The organism is Paenibacillus sp. J22P143, from assembly GCF_059692035.1.
Map to the genome: position 1 here is coordinate 162823 of NZ_JCAUAQ010000006.1, position 13970 is coordinate 176792.

The following is a 13970-nucleotide window of genomic DNA, read 5'->3' on the forward strand; positions in this document are numbered from 1 at the left end:
CCGCTCCGGTCAGTATACGAACGCAGAGAAATAATTAGACTTTACTTTCCAGCCTAGGTTTTGGAAATTGAAAAAAAGAGCAGAGCCACGCAAGCTGACCTTTGCTCTTCCTAACATTTAGAAGCGGATAGATGCAGCAAATAATCTAGCCCACTGATCTTGCTCCTGAATGATCTCGATTGTAGGATTCGCATAGGACTCATGTTTGTCCAACGCAGCTTCGATAATATCTTCAATTTGTAAAAATGAGATGTCACCTTTTAGAAAACGAGCCACAGCAATCTCATTAGCAGCATTATAAACTGTTGGTGTAGTTCCACCTTGTTTACCACTCTCAAATGCCATACGCAAGCAAGGGAACCGCACGTAATCCATTTCACGGAAATGAAGCTTGCCTATCGCGGCAAGGTCAAGTCTAGTTGTTGGTGTAGGGTATCGGTCAGGATAGGTTAACGCATATTGAATCGGAACCCTCATATCTGGATTACCTAGCTGTGCGATGATACTATGATCAACAAATTCAATGTAGGAATGAATGACACTTTCTGGATGCAGTAATACTTTAATATCTTCATACGACAACCCGAAAAGCCAATGTGCTTCCATCACTTCAAGCCCTTTATTGACCATCGTAGCAGAGTCAATCGTAATTTTGGCACCCATGGACCAATTCGGATGCTTGAGTGCATCCTCCACCGTTACACCCACTAATTCTTCTCGTGTACGATCGCGGAAGGAACCACCAGACGCCGTTATTGTTATATGAGCAATTTGGGACCGCTTTTCACCATTTAAACATTGAAATATCGCAGAATGCTCACTATCAATAGGTAGTAAGGCAACTCCTTTTCGAGCCACGGCTTCCGTTACGATATGACCTGCACTTACTAATGTCTCCTTGTTGGCAAGTCCAATATCTTTGCCTGCTTCAATGGCCGCTAAAGTAGGTCTTAAACCTTGACTACCTACTAGTGCACTTACAAGCAAATCTGCATCTGTCGAAGATGCGACTTCCAATAGTCCTTCTTCACCATAAAGAACTTTAATGCCTGAAGGTATTTGACTTGCAACTTCTTCCGCCAATTTTTTTGTAGCAACAGACACAAGCTTGGGTCGAAACTGTTTGGCCTGTTCAATAACGAGATCACCATTATAACCAGCTGATATGGCTTCGACTTGAAACTTTTCAGGCGAATGTTGCACAATATCCAAGGTTTGAGTCCCAATGGATCCTGTCGATCCCAAGATGGCAATTTTCTTCATTTGTTTAAACTCCACTCCGCTCATGAGAATTAGTTAGGAATCAAATCGAGCAGATAAATAAAAGGAAATACGATTAGCCAACTATCCATCCGGTCGAGTACGCCACCATGTCCTGGCAGCAGAGTTCCCGTGTCTTTAATTCCTTTCACACGCTTATAGGCGGATTGAATTAAATCACCAACTTGTCCTACTACCGCGATGACAAAACCTAGTAAAAGTGCCTTAGCAACACTTAAAAGTTCTGGCGAATACCAAGCGAACCCCAATGCTAATATCATCGCGATAACTATACCGCCTAGTGCGCCTTCAATAGACTTTTTAGGGCTTATCTGAGGCCACAGTGGGTGTTTTCCTAACTTGGAACCGACAAAATATGCACCGGCATCCGATGCCCAAATACAAACGAATATCATGATCGTCCAAAACAATCCATTTTCCGCCAATCGTGCCTCAATCATGTAGTTAAAACCAATTCCAATGTATACGATGCCAAGTAAGATCACCGAAACTTGATCAATCGTTATTTTGTTTTTGGAGGCTACTGTGATGAAAAGCAACGAAAACATGGCAAGCCATATAACCGCGGTAAACGAAAACGTAAATGTTACGCCGATCAGACCCCATGGAATCGTTAAACATAACAGTGCAATGAGTCCCAAAGCTGCTGCTAGTTTATAAGACATATATCCATTCATTTGTAAATACTCGCGGTATCCAATTATTGAAACGAGTACAATTAAACCTGCATACCACAAATCGCCGAGTACGAGAAGTGTAATAAATGCGAGACCAGCAATAACGCCTGTAATGATCCTTTGTTTCAAGTTGAATCCCCCTAGATGAACAACATTTATCTCTACGCCATCCATTTTAGTGACAAAACGATTACACGATCAGATGTTAAATACCACCGTATCTTCTCCCGCGGCGCTGATATTCAGCAATGGCTTGCATAAATAAGTCCTCTGTGAATTCTGGCCAATAAGCGTCTGTGAACCATAATTCCGAATAAGCTAATTGCCACAGCAAAAAATTACTCAATCGTAATTCCCCGCTCGTTCGAATTAACAAATCAGGGTCTGGCAAATCCGACGTTAACATGTAGGAAGAAAATAGTCCTTCATCCAATTCATCTGGCTTCAAGTTTCCATTTTGCAGATCCTTCATCATATCCTGAACACCTGCAATGATTTCCTTACGTCCGCCATAATTTAAAGCAAAATTCAGAATAAGACCCGTGTTATCCTTTGTCCGCTCGATTGCACCTTCTATCGCTTTCAGCGTATAGTCTGGTAAACCTTCCTTCCAACCGGTCATGCGAATACGCACATTGTTCTGAATTAATTCTTCAATTTCCAATGGGAAAAACTCTTGTGGAAGCTTCATCAGAAATTCCACTTCTTCTTTCGGTCGTTTCCAATTTTCCGTGGAGAAAGCGTACATCGTCAATACTTTGACACCAATGTCATTAGCTGCCATCGTTATCTTCTTTACATTTTTCATGCCCGAATGATGACCAGCTACGCGAGGCAAGCCTCTTTGTTTGGCCCATCGACCATTGCCATCCATAATAATCGCAACATGTGCCGGAACTTTATCCAGCTCTATCTCAGACGTTGCCACAGGCTTACGCTTTTGGTTTAACCACTTCTTAAATAGCTTGAGCACAGTTGTTCCTCCCAACTAGGGAAAGATGAAAAACCCCCAGCAAATGAATACCCGGGGGCATATCTATCTTATACTTCCATGATTTCTTTTTCTTTAGCAGCCAAAACTTTCTCAACTTCAGCCACGAATTTATCAGTGAATTTCTGAATATCCTCTTGATGCTTACGGGATTCATCTTCAGAAATACCTGCTTTTTCAAGCTTTTTAATTTCGTCATTCGCATCACGGCGAATATTACGAATCGCAATTTTAGCTTCTTCGCCAAACTTCTTCGTCATTTTCACCAAGTCAGCACGACGTTCTTCCGTTAAAGCAGGGATAACAATACGAATAACGATCCCGTCATTCGATGGTGTTAATCCTAGATCAGACTTCATAATAGCCTTCTCAATAGAAGACATAGAGCTTTTATCCCATGGTTGAATGAGAAGGGTACGAGAATCTGGTGTAGTCAAATTAGCTAGTTGATTTACTGGTGTCATCGCTCCATAGTATTCCACTTGAATGCGATCTAATAAAGATGGCGTAGCACGTCCCGCACGAAGGGAAGTCAAATCTCTTCTTAGCGCTCCAATTGCTTTATCCATCCGATCTTCTGCGTTCTTCTTCACTGATTGCGGCATGGTTTATACACTCCCTCTAACTGTAGTCCCAATTTTATCGCCAAGGACCACTCGTTTGATATTCCCTTTTTCCGTGATGTTAAATACAACTAACGGAATGTTGTTATCCATACAAAGGGAAGATGCAGTGGAGTCCATGACACCAAGGTTGTTACTAATAACTTCCATATAGGTTAACGTTTCGAATTTCTTCGCTGTCGGATCTTTGAAAGGATCGGCTGAATAGACGCCATCCACTTTATTTTTAGCCATTAGAATAACTTCAGCTTCAATCTCTGCCGCTCTTAAGGCAGCTGTCGTATCCGTGGAGAAGTAAGGGTTACCTGTCCCCGCGGCGAAAATAACAACTCTACCCTTTTCAAGATGGCGCATAGCTCTCCTGCGTATGTAAGGTTCAGCAACTTGTTGCATAGTAATGGAGGACTGGACTCTTGTTGGTACCTCAATGTTTTCCAAAGCATCCTGTAAAGCCAATGAATTCATGACAGTAGCAAGCATTCCCATGTAATCTGCTGTTGCACGATCCATGCCCTTCTCACTACCTGCGATTCCACGCCAAATATTCCCGCCGCCAACAACGATAGCGACCTCAACATTTAATTCTACAACATCTTTCACTTGTTGAGCAATGGAGGTGATCACTTCTGAATCAATGCCATATCCCTGCTGTCCGGCTAAAGCTTCGCCGCTCAATTTAAGCACTATTCTTTTATAAAAAGGTTGACCCAACTTGTATGACCTCCGTTTCCATGCATAACTCCATGTCTTTAAGGGCTAAAAAAGAAGGAACACCAAGTGTTCCAACTTTTTGAATGCCTATTATAGTTTAACTTGGGACATAACTTCTTCCGCAAAGTTTTCTTGTTTTTTCTCAAGACCTTCACCAAGACCGAAACGAACGAAACGGCGAATGGAGATGTTCTCGCCGATAGCAGCGATTTTCTCATTCAACAATTGGTCGATTGTTTTGTCTGGGTCTTTAATGAATGCTTGCTCCATTAAGCAGAACTCTTCGTAGTATTTACCAATACGGCCTTCAACCATTTTATCGATGATTTTCTCTGGTTTGCCTTCGTTCAAAGCTTGGTTACGAAGAATTTCTTTTTCTTTTTCCAAAGCTTCTGTTGGTACTTCTTCACGACGAACATAGCTTGGGTTTGCTGCTGCAATGTGCATAGCGATGTCGCGGCAGAAAGTTCTGAATTGCTCTGTTTTACCAACGAAGTCAGTTTCACAGTTGATCTCAACAAGAACGCCAACTTTACCGCCAGCGTGGATGTAAGATTCTACAGCGCCTTCTGTAGCAATACGTCCAGCTTTGTTAGCTGCAGCAGAAAGACCTTTTTCACGAAGAAGTTCTCCTGCTTTGGTGATATCGCCGTTTGCTTCTTCAAGTGCTTTCTTGCAATCTAACATTCCTGCACCTGTTTTTTCACGTAATTCTTTTACTTGTGCTGCTGTAACTGCCATTGTAAGAAACCTCCTGTTAAATTGTTATTGTCGGTATGTAACACCAGTTTATTCTCTAAAAAAAGGGTGGTGACAGGCTGTTACACCTTCCAACCACCCTTTTCACTTTGCTATAATTTAAGCTGTTGTTTGCTCGCCTTGGTGTGCTTCGATAACTGCATCAGCAATTTTCGCTGTTAACAATTTAACTGCGCGAATCGCATCATCGTTACCAGGAATCACGTAATCAATTTCGTCTGGATCGCAGTTTGTATCAACGATACCAACGATTGGGATACCCAATTTACGAGCTTCTGCTACAGCAATACGCTCTTTGCGAGGATCGATAATGAAAAGTGCACTTGGCAAACCTTTCATGTTCTTAATTCCGCCTAGGAATTTCTCAAGACGCTCTTTCTCTTTGCGAAGAATGATAACTTCTTTCTTAGGAAGAACTTCGAAAGTGCCATCCTCTTCCCATCTTTCAAGAGTTTTCAAGCGATCGATACGTTTTTGAATCGTTTGGAAGTTAGTTAATGTACCACCCAACCAACGTTGGTTGATGAAGTACATGCCACAACGTTCTGCTTCTTCAGCTACGGAATCTTGTGCTTGTTTCTTCGTTCCTACGAAAAGAATAGTACCATTATCTTCGGATACGGATTTAACAAAGTTGTAAGCTTCCTCAACTTTTTTAACCGTTTTTTGAAGATCGATGATGTAAATACCATTTCTTTCAGTAAAGATATACTTGTCCATTTTCGGGTTCCAACGACGTGTTTGGTGACCGAAATGTACGCCAGCTTCTAAAAGCTGTTTCATGGAGATAACTGCCATCCCCAATCCCTCCTCTAAGTGGTTTATTTGGTATCCGCCGCCCCTCGCATCTTTGCATAAAACCTACCGAAGTAAGCACCATTATGCAAATTGACGGGCGTGAGTTTTTAACACCGTGAATAAATATACCACAACTGAAAACAAGGTGCAACCTTTTATCCTGAATGTCATTCTTCCCTTGAAATGGATAGTTTATGTATAAACAAACAAAAAAAGATCTCTAAACAAAGATCCTTTTGTAAGTTAAACTATTGAACTGTAATAAGATTCGTTACGATGGTTGGCATATCCATCACACCTTCAAACTCATGGTAACCAACTTGGATTTTGGTGCTGCCACCTTGCTTATCGAGTTCAGTAACAAATGCTTTGCGATCTGAAATTACACCTGAGCGATATAGCAAATCAGCCACGGTCGATGCATCAAGGTTTTGCTGAACATAAATGACGATCTTAGAAGAAGCCGCAGGCTGAGACGCTTTGGGCGAATCTTGTGGTTTGGTCACTACTAGCTTATCTGACTCTTCTTTAAGTTTTTTCTGAATAGCGGCATCCAATTCCGCTTGGGTATACATCTTTACATTTTTCTCGAAAACTTGATAGTATTTGGAGGCTTCGTCCCTTAGCTTCTGAGGGTCCATCTCCTCTAACGAAATACCTGATTGACTTGGTGTTGATGGTCGAAAAAGCATCACTTGAAGAAGGATTGCGCCTACAATTATACCTATTCCAATACCAGAAACTAAAGCTCTATTTTTAAACACGTGTCCGTTCCTCCTGTCTCGAAAGCTGAAGGATCAAACTGACCTCGCCTTTATTCATACTGAGCTTTTTGGCTATAGCTTCCACACTTTTCCCTTGATCATGCAAGGTAAACAATTCGGAGTATCTACTTTTCATGCTTAAACCCACATAGATGGGTTCCTCTGGAGGAGGTTCAGAAACAATCGTTTGTACATTTGTAGTTGTAAGAATTTCTTGTTGAGTAGGCTTATTTAAAGCACTAAGCATCTCACTTGCTGTAAGCGTTGGTTGCTGATTAACATGTAAGGTCGTGAGCTCCTTCGACAGTTCGTGCTTTTGTCTTTCTAAAGTTTCCAAACGACCAGCTAATTTAGCAAGCTCTACTTCATAATCTTGCTTTGTTTTTGAAAACAGATCAAGCATTACTTGATTTTGTTCATCCATTTCAGCTGCGAAGTGTTCAATCGTATCTTCGATTTCCTTCACAACCGTTGCTTTAGCGGATGAAGCCGTCGCCTGATCCTTCGGTATAAATCTTGCGTAAACAATCATCACAAGACCAAGAAGGATGACGTATAGCACCGGCTGCATAACCATAGGGTTCACCTTTTTCTATAGCAAGTTAGAGGGATAAGTCAATACGATGACCTTTATAGGGATGCTCTGGATGGTGTTCAGTGTCCGATGAAGCACTCTCTAGTGTCCCTCTCGCCTTACTTTTGCCTAATTGTGATTTCTTCTGTTCACGACGATCCATGATATCTGAACGCCCACTCTCTTCGAGTCTGCTTGTCCGCTGTCGAGCACGTTCCGTCGTTTGTGTGGCTTGAGTTTCTAAAATGGTGCCATCCTGCCGCGGTTTCTGCATCAATTGATTTTGTTTGATACCCGCCTCATCATTCTTGTGTACAGCGAATTGTAAATCGATGGCTTTAAAACTCATCGTCTACGCCCTCCCTCACTTACACGTTTGCACTCATTATTATATCGCCATCACTTAATCGGAATATCATTCGGTTCGTTGGATCTTTTATAAATTTCGTATAACGTCCAATTACAATTTTCGTACCGCCATAAATAGTAGACACAACTTGAACTTTAGCATTCTCAGAATCCTCAAGGGATTTCTCAATTTCCAAAATTCGTTCTTTAATTGATATTTGCTCGTCTACGGCTTGCTTCTTGGTATTATTGAGTTTAATACGCATTGCGAGCTTATCAAGACTTAACTGTCCTGTGGCAGCTAATTGGTCCAACAAAGTAAGCGCTTTACTAGTTTTTTCATTATTCTCCATCAATGACTTAAGCTGGTTACGAAGTTGCATCATTTCATTACGAAGTTCAGGCAGTACACCTACTTCAATAACCGTTGTCGTTGACATTGAGTTTCCGATCGTTCTTGCGGTAACTCGTTCACCAGCTTGAATGGTTCCACCAACGATTAAACCTTTTGCCCCCGCACAAGTGACACTTTTACCAGCTCTCACCGTTGAGTGCATGATACTTTGAGAAACGTTTAGTTCACCTGCAACTTCAATTGTTGCGTCTTGGATGAAAGAGCTTTTGACATTTCCACCTGCTTTGATAAAAGCTTTGTTCTGCCCTACAATACCTGCTGATATTTCAATCGATCCTTCTGCTTCAAGCTCCGCGGCTTCTACTCCACCAATTACACGAATGTCGCCGGCTGCACGAACTTTGAAGCCTGGAAGTACATTGCCTCTAACGACAACGGTACCGATAAAATCAATATTCCCAACATTGTAATCGACATTCCCATTTATCTCGTAAATGGGGAAAATATTAATTTTATCACGATCGGTCCGAACCACCATGCCATCAATCGTTGCATATAGCCCCATTTGTTCAGCGTCCGTTACAACATTTTTACCTAATTTGAATCTAGCTTCTTTGCTTGCTTTGGTAAAAAGCGTCTCCCCAGTAACTGCACGACCTGGCGAGCCAGCTGTAGCTAAAAATCGTTGACCGATTAATTGCCCTTTTCTAACATTGTGAAGTGACACGACTTCTTTATAGTTGACCCGGCCGTCTTCCAGCTCCAAAGGCTTTTTGTCATTTTCATCAAAATTAAATGCTAATTTAATATATCCATTTTGACCATCAATCTGTTTGGTTCCCGTCGCAATTAATGTCTTTTTAAGAGAAAAAGATTTTGGGTTTTCTGCAATTTCTGCAAGTACAAATTGATTTACACCATGAATAATTCTGTTTTTTTGAACCAAATCCAATAATTGCCCAATTGAGACCTTAAACGTATCATCCGTATTACTGATCAGTAAATGAGCAGATAACTTATCATCTGACACTGTAATACTAATGTAGTAATCCAAAGGCATGTTCCCTTCACTCACGGACATACCACCTTTCCATACTTTCAGAATAAGTTTAATTATCTTGAAAAAGTTGATTTTTAAATCTTCCGAGTACACCTTTTAGTCGTAAGATCGCTTTAGAATGCAGTTGTGAAATGCGTGACGGAGATAATGACATGACTTCTGCAATTTCACTTAAGGATAACTCTTCAAAATAAAATAGTGAAACAACCGTTCTCTCTTTATCCGTCAATCGGTCTATAGCTTTCGCCAAGGAATCTTTGAGATAAAACTCATTCACTTGAGATTCTGGATTTTTGGCTTTCTCATCAACAATGAGAGAAAGTCTGGTTTCCGATTCTTCTTCTCGAATGGGATCATCAATCGAACAAATAGTCGTAATAGAAATATCTTGAAGCATTTGTTGGAAATCCTGCTCACTGATTTGCAGATAACTACTTATTTCAGTATCCGTTACAGATCGCAGATATTTCTGTTCCAGCTTTTGATAGGCTTCTTCTACCTTTTTGGCCTTTTCCCTTACGGACCTTGGAACCCAATCCCCTTGTCGTAAACCATCAATAATAGATCCGCGAATTCGCCATGATGCATAGGTTTCAAATTGTAAGCCTCGTGCATAATCAAACTTCTCGATGGCATCAATTAATCCCATAGCCCCAAAGCTAGATAAATCGTCTTTTGAAACACTTTTTGGAAGACCAATAGCTAATCTACCTGAAACATACTCCACTAAAGGTAAATAGTTCTCAATTAGTGCTTGTCTCGCTGCAATTATGCCCTGTTCCTTCCACTGCTTCCACCATTCAATATTCGCAAGTTGAACTTGCTTTTGATCAATCATGATTTAAGATTCACCATCCTTAATCTTCAGACATTCGCCTCAAGGCACCCGCCAGTTGTTCAGGGTCCAAATTATTCTTGGTGACTAGCTTAGGTGGATTCAATGGTGAAAATTGCATTTCATTAGAATGTGCATCTTTATTATTGTTCGTGTGATTCAACTTCATCATTTCCCGCGTTTCCTTATCCTCATCGGGAGTACTCAAATCTAGGTTTTGACCAACCGTGGATGAGGGATTCACGTCTGTTGAATCCTCAATAGAAGATAAAGGACCAATTAATAGCCCTAAAACCCATCTAAATCCAAATGTTACTACGAATAAAATGAGAAAGCTGTAACCACTTTTAATGCAGGATGATAGGAATAAGTTATTGCCAATCGATAAAGTAAAAGTAAACAAACCAGCTAACAATGCTACGATGAGATTTATTCGTATAGTTCCAATCATCATTAAATTTCCTTTACTCCCAATTGAACACTGCGGATCAGTAAGATGCCAGTCGCACTAAAAAATTCAATCGTACGACCATAATTAGCTCCTGTATCCTCAGCTAGAATTGGAATCTTGTAACGATTCAACATTTCCTTACAAGATTCTACATTCCTCGGTCCAATTCTCATCGTATCATTATTTCCTGCAAAAGCAAACATTTGGGCGCCGCCAGCAAGCTTAGCTTCTAATTTACTTATGTTTGCTCCAAGCTTTTCCATCCTAGAAATAAGTTCAGGAATTGCCGTGTCTGCATACTTGGCAATGTTCAAATTGCCTTCACGTGCTATTTCAGAAGAAGGCAGCATGACATGTGCCATTCCTGCTACTTTTGAACGGCTGTCGAATAGCGTAACCCCTACACATGAACCCAAGCCTGTTGTCTTCAAAACACCAATTTGATGAGCAACATTCAAGTCAGCCATACCTACTTTAATTAAGTTTTCTTGCGTCATGGAGAGACTACCCCTAATGCCGAAAAGATTTTACCAAACGATTCCGGATCAGGGATTAAGAAAAAGTGCCCTTGCACTTCATTGTCCCCTTCCAAAAATTTAGTATCAATGAGAAGAGCCTGATCTCCCATTTGACCAAATTGCAATAAACCATAGCTTAAAATTGCACCAGCCATGTCGATCGCCAGCGCTGGAACCGTCGGCTGCATATTTAAATTCGTAAAATCAGCAAGTGAGGATAAATAAGATCCGGCAAGTATATTGCCAATTTCATTTAGTGCAGATAATTCAAGCTCTGAATACTCTTCTTGTTTAGCAAGTGATAAACCAACCAAGTCTCGAAGTATATTTTTGGCAGCATCCAAGTCAAGAATGAAAAACATATTCCCTGGTGCATCCCCTTCAACTCGTAAGAAGATGGCCAAGACCACAGTCTCGGCACCGCCAACGCTCTCACAAATTTCTTCAAAAGGCAGCATTCTTACTTTAGGAACAAGCATATCGATTGGCTTATCCAGCAGGGTTGAAAGCGCAGTTGCAGCATGCCCAGCGCCGATGTTCCCAACTTCCTTAAGCACATCTAATTGAAAATCCTCTAGTCGGCTAAAAACGTCCACAAGTTATTCCTCGAATCTTTCTAGCTGCTGAATTTCACTACGATTCAAAACTTGCTCTAGGTTAAGGAGTACCAACAATCTATTTTCGCCAACACGCGCGATACCATCCAAGTATTTTGCTTTGATGCCACCAACAACTTCTGGCGGTGTATTAATATTATCCGTATCGACATCTATAACATCGTTGGCAGAGTCAACAATGAGCCCTACTTCAAAATCCGCAGCAGAAACGATGATAATACGAGTAGCATCCGTACTTGTTACCTCTTCAAGTCCGAATCGCGAACGTAGATCAATAATTGGAATAACAATACCACGTAGATTAATAACACCTTTAATAAATTCTGGTGCTTTTGGCACACGTGTCATTGGCTGCATTCTTTCAATCGTTCTAACCTTTTCTACCTCAACACCATACTCTTCCGATCCAAGTGCGAAGACAATTACCTTTTTTTCTTCTCCCATTTTGAAATCCTCCTCAAAGTTTTCGTCAGAAAACTGACTTCGTAAGCATCAGCTTTAATCGAATATGGTTTTATTTAATTACTGCATTAGGATCAATAATCAATGCAACTTGTCCATCTCCAAGAATAGTTGCTCCTGAAATTGCGAAAATACCAGTTAAATATTTACCGAGTGTTTTTAATACGATCTCTTGCTGACCAATAAATTCATCAACCATTAGCGCTACTTGTTTATCACCTTTGCGAACAACAACGATTTCTGTTTCTTCTTCCAAATCCTCATTGAAATCAGGAACCTGGAATAAGGAACTCACGGACACTAATGGGATGACCGATTTGCGATAATCTATCATTTTAGTTCCTTGGATGTTACGGATCTGAGACTTTTGAATAGCTGAAGTTTCAACAATGGAAGACAATGGTATCGCATATTTCTCACTACCCAGACGCACTAGCATCGCAGAAATAATAGAGAGAGTCAGTGGTAACTGTACGGAAAATTTGCTTCCGAAGCCTGGCTTCGAATCAACTTGAACATGTCCACCCAACATTTGAATCTTCGTCTTAACAACATCTAAACCAACACCGCGACCTGAAATATCAGAAATTTTCTCAGCCGTACTAAATCCAGATGCAAATAGTAAGTTGTATACTTCATGATCCGTTAATTTTGCAGCTTGTTCTGCTGTAACTAGACCATTTTTCAAAGCTGTTTTCAAAACCTTCTCACGGTAAATACCCTTGCCATCTTCCTCGATCTCGATAAAGACATGGTTACCACTGTGGAATGCGCGAAGCTGAATAGTTCCTTGCTCTGGTTTACCTACTGCCACACGCTCACTGATCGATTCAATCCCATGATCGACAGCATTTCGCAATAAATGGACTAACGGATCACCAATTTCATCAATGACCGTACGGTCTAATTCTGTATCCGCACCCGTAATCACAAGCTCTACTTTTTTATCCAAGGATTTCGCTAAGTCTCTGATCATTCGAGGAAATCTATTAAATACCGAATCTACTGGAACCATGCGAAGCTTCAAAACGATATTTTGCAAATCGCTGCTTACACGAGACATGTGTTCAACAGTTTCCGTCAAATCATTGCGTTTTACTTCACTCGCTAACTGCTCTAAGCGAACACGGTCAATCAATAGCTCACTGAATAAATTCATCAATGTGTCTAAACGCTCAATATCAACACGAATCGTACGACTTGCCACCGGAGCTCCACCTACTACAGGTTTTGCAGCCGTTACTACTGGATCGATAGTTTTCGATTCAGGTGCATCAGCAGCCGTAATTGTTGCAGCAACAGCCGCTGCAATTTCTTGGCGTGCCGTTTCAATTTCCTTAGCTGGGTGAGACAATTCTGCTAGTGATTCTGTATCTACGGTGATAATAACGGCAGAAGCAATCTCAGAAACATTCAAAATCTCTTTCTCTAGTGTTGCTTGATCTACTTTGGAAATAAAGTAGAGTGAAAAAGAGCGATCAAACTTCTCTTGTTCAATTTCTTGCACGGTAGGCGTTGACTTCATGATTTCGCCCATTTTTTCCATAGCATCGAAAACCATGTAAGCACGTGCTGCTTTCAACACGCAGTTTTCATTGACACTAACTTCGATATAGAATACCAAAAAACCTGATTCTATCGACTGTTTAAGAATGGAATATTGAAACTCATCCACTTCAATGCCTTTGACTGGTTCATTCACAGGAACAGCTGCTGCAGGAGCTTGCGTTTTTTTGTAGTCTCCTGTCACGATGGATCTTAATGAAACAACGATCGGACTTACATCCGCTATGCCTGAACCGCCTTGAATAATATCTTCCACCATGGATTCCAAGGAGTCCAAACTTTTAAAAATACAATCAAATATGTATGAATCCATATCAATTTTGCTATTACGTACGAGGTCAAGCACATTTTCCATTTCATGTGTAAGAGCCGCGATGTCCTCAAACCCCATTGTTGCGGACATACCTTTTAACGTATGAGCCGAACGAAAAATATTATGTACTATACTTATGTCTTTTGGACTACTTTCTAAATTCAGAAGATTTTCATTCAATGATTGCAAATGCTCTTTTGATTCATCGATAAACATCGATAGATATTGACTAAGTTCCACTACCACACACCTCCAATAGAATCATCC

At 40.8% G+C, this 13970-nt stretch carries 17 protein-coding genes; all 17 read right to left on the reverse strand.

Translation table 11 applies throughout. The annotated features are described in order from the left end of the window. Nucleotides 1-117 precede the first annotated feature (117 nt). Nucleotides 118-1263, reverse strand: a complete 1146-nt coding sequence (locus tag AC58PQ_RS12975) for a 1-deoxy-D-xylulose-5-phosphate reductoisomerase (RefSeq protein ID WP_497242345.1) — start codon at nucleotides 1261-1263, stop codon at nucleotides 118-120. Between the two features lie 29 nt (nucleotides 1264-1292). Next, nucleotides 1293-2087, reverse strand: coding sequence for a phosphatidate cytidylyltransferase (locus AC58PQ_RS12980; protein WP_497242346.1), 795 nt, complete (start codon nucleotides 2085-2087; stop codon nucleotides 1293-1295). 76 nt (nucleotides 2088-2163) lie between these two features. Next, nucleotides 2164-2931 (reverse strand): undecaprenyl pyrophosphate synthase, encoded by a 768-nt coding sequence (uppS, locus tag AC58PQ_RS12985; protein ID WP_497242347.1) that lies wholly within the window; start codon nucleotides 2929-2931, stop codon nucleotides 2164-2166. A gap of 68 nt (nucleotides 2932-2999) precedes the next feature. Next, entirely contained in the window at nucleotides 3000-3554 is a 555-nt protein-coding gene (frr, locus tag AC58PQ_RS12990) for a ribosome recycling factor (protein ID WP_310500291.1), read from the reverse strand. Between the two features lie 3 nt (nucleotides 3555-3557). Next, nucleotides 3558-4283 carry a UMP kinase gene (pyrH, locus tag AC58PQ_RS12995; RefSeq protein WP_477596514.1) on the reverse strand — a complete coding sequence of 242 codons (726 nt, stop codon included), beginning with the start codon at nucleotides 4281-4283 and terminating at the stop codon, nucleotides 3558-3560. Between the two features lie 90 nt (nucleotides 4284-4373). Next, nucleotides 4374-5024 carry a translation elongation factor Ts gene (tsf, locus tag AC58PQ_RS13000; RefSeq protein WP_057315674.1) on the reverse strand — a complete coding sequence of 217 codons (651 nt, stop codon included), beginning with the start codon at nucleotides 5022-5024 and terminating at the stop codon, nucleotides 4374-4376. Between the two features lie 117 nt (nucleotides 5025-5141). After that, nucleotides 5142-5840 (reverse strand): 30S ribosomal protein S2, encoded by a 699-nt coding sequence (gene rpsB, locus AC58PQ_RS13005; protein WP_056625008.1) that lies wholly within the window; start codon nucleotides 5838-5840, stop codon nucleotides 5142-5144. 248 nt (nucleotides 5841-6088) lie between these two features. Then, entirely contained in the window at nucleotides 6089-6604 is a 516-nt protein-coding gene (locus tag AC58PQ_RS13010; protein WP_497242348.1) for a hypothetical protein, read from the reverse strand. Further along, the gene (locus AC58PQ_RS13015; RefSeq protein WP_497242349.1) at nucleotides 6597-7175 is read right to left on the reverse strand and encodes a hypothetical protein; all 579 of its coding nucleotides are present in this window, start codon (nucleotides 7173-7175) and stop codon (nucleotides 6597-6599) included. The genes AC58PQ_RS13010 and AC58PQ_RS13015 overlap by 8 nt, the downstream gene beginning before the upstream one ends. A 31-nt stretch (nucleotides 7176-7206) precedes the next feature. After that, the gene (locus tag AC58PQ_RS13020) at nucleotides 7207-7527 is read right to left on the reverse strand and encodes a hypothetical protein (RefSeq protein WP_497242350.1); all 321 of its coding nucleotides are present in this window, start codon (nucleotides 7525-7527) and stop codon (nucleotides 7207-7209) included. A gap of 19 nt (nucleotides 7528-7546) precedes the next feature. Further along, nucleotides 7547-8956 (reverse strand): flagellar assembly protein A, encoded by a 1410-nt coding sequence (locus tag AC58PQ_RS13025; RefSeq protein WP_497242351.1) that lies wholly within the window; start codon nucleotides 8954-8956, stop codon nucleotides 7547-7549. Between the two features lie 34 nt (nucleotides 8957-8990). Continuing rightward, on the reverse strand, nucleotides 8991-9779 hold the full coding sequence (locus AC58PQ_RS13030; protein ID WP_497242352.1) for a FliA/WhiG family RNA polymerase sigma factor: 789 nt from the start codon (nucleotides 9777-9779) through the stop codon (nucleotides 8991-8993). 19 nt (nucleotides 9780-9798) lie between these two features. Further along, the gene (locus tag AC58PQ_RS13035) at nucleotides 9799-10230 is read right to left on the reverse strand and encodes a hypothetical protein (protein WP_497242353.1); all 432 of its coding nucleotides are present in this window, start codon (nucleotides 10228-10230) and stop codon (nucleotides 9799-9801) included. Beyond that, nucleotides 10230-10724, reverse strand: a complete 495-nt coding sequence (locus AC58PQ_RS13040; protein WP_497242354.1) for a chemotaxis protein CheD — start codon at nucleotides 10722-10724, stop codon at nucleotides 10230-10232. Before AC58PQ_RS13040 ends, AC58PQ_RS13035 begins: the two co-directional genes overlap by 1 nt. Beyond that, nucleotides 10721-11341, reverse strand: a complete 621-nt coding sequence (locus AC58PQ_RS13045; RefSeq protein ID WP_497242355.1) for a chemotaxis protein CheC — start codon at nucleotides 11339-11341, stop codon at nucleotides 10721-10723. Before AC58PQ_RS13045 ends, AC58PQ_RS13040 begins: the two co-directional genes overlap by 4 nt. A 3-nt stretch (nucleotides 11342-11344) precedes the next feature. Further along, nucleotides 11345-11806: a chemotaxis protein CheW gene (locus AC58PQ_RS13050; RefSeq protein WP_477596210.1), complete on the reverse strand. Its 462-nt coding sequence runs from the start codon at nucleotides 11804-11806 to the stop codon at nucleotides 11345-11347. Nucleotides 11807-11876: 70 nt separating this feature from the next. Next, a complete protein-coding gene (locus AC58PQ_RS13055; protein WP_497242356.1) occupies nucleotides 11877-13943 on the reverse strand; it encodes a chemotaxis protein CheW in 2067 nt (688 codons plus the stop codon). Nucleotides 13944-13970 lie beyond the last annotated feature (27 nt).

Bases quoted from the DNA above. Each gene is read 5' to 3' on its own strand.
- AC58PQ_RS12975 (WP_497242345.1), bottom strand. From the start codon at position 1,263: ATGAAGAAAATTGCCATCTTGGGATCGACAGGATCCATTGGGACTCAA.
- frr (WP_310500291.1), bottom strand. From the start codon at position 3,554: ATGCCGCAATCAGTGAAGAAGAACGCAGAAGATCGGATGGATAAAGCA.
- tsf (WP_057315674.1), bottom strand. From the start codon at position 5,024: ATGGCAGTTACAGCAGCACAAGTAAAAGAATTACGTGAAAAAACAGGT.
- rpsB (WP_056625008.1), bottom strand. From the start codon at position 5,840: ATGGCAGTTATCTCCATGAAACAGCTTTTAGAAGCTGGCGTACATTTC.
- AC58PQ_RS13015 (WP_497242349.1), bottom strand. From the start codon at position 7,175: ATGCAGCCGGTGCTATACGTCATCCTTCTTGGTCTTGTGATGATTGTT.
- AC58PQ_RS13020 (WP_497242350.1), bottom strand. From the start codon at position 7,527: ATGAGTTTTAAAGCCATCGATTTACAATTCGCTGTACACAAGAATGAT.
- AC58PQ_RS13030 (WP_497242352.1), bottom strand. From the start codon at position 9,779: ATGATTGATCAAAAGCAAGTTCAACTTGCGAATATTGAATGGTGGAAG.
- AC58PQ_RS13035 (WP_497242353.1), bottom strand. From the start codon at position 10,230: ATGATGATTGGAACTATACGAATAAATCTCATCGTAGCATTGTTAGCT.
- AC58PQ_RS13040 (WP_497242354.1), bottom strand. From the start codon at position 10,724: ATGACGCAAGAAAACTTAATTAAAGTAGGTATGGCTGACTTGAATGTT.
- AC58PQ_RS13050 (WP_477596210.1), bottom strand. From the start codon at position 11,806: ATGGGAGAAGAAAAAAAGGTAATTGTCTTCGCACTTGGATCGGAAGAG.